We start from the raw sequence: 262 nt of genomic DNA, 5'->3' as shown, positions 1-262 counted from the left end.
GGCCAGGACGGCGCGCGTCTGGTTTCCGACGTCGCTCGCACCGTCGTCGAGGCAGTGCTGGAAGCCGCGCATGATGCGGCCGAGTGCGCGGTCGTCGAGGGGGCCTTCAGCCGTGACGCGGGCGGTGCAGATGGCCATCTGGGTGTCGTCCGACCACTCACCCGGCGCGTAGGGGCCGAGGCCGCCGCCGACCATCTCGGGCTTCGTTTCGTGCAGGGGCGGGCCGAACTCGTAGGGGACGCCGAGGGCGTCGCCACAAGCC

The 262-nt window shown here is 72.5% G+C and carries 1 protein-coding gene; it reads right to left on the bottom strand.

Going from position 1 to position 262, the window contains the following annotated elements; all coding sequences use genetic code 11:
- Window positions 1-262, bottom strand: a 262-nt coding sequence (locus QSV46_RS40090; protein WP_314964159.1) for an ADP-ribosylglycohydrolase family protein, incomplete at both ends; no start/stop codon positions are given.

The sequence above is a fragment of the Bradyrhizobium cosmicum genome (genome assembly GCF_032290525.1).
GTDB classification, from domain to species: domain Bacteria; phylum Pseudomonadota; class Alphaproteobacteria; order Rhizobiales; family Xanthobacteraceae; genus Bradyrhizobium; species Bradyrhizobium cosmicum_A.
Note: the sequence above shows the minus strand (reverse complement) of the source record. Positions and strands in the feature narration are given on the sequence as shown.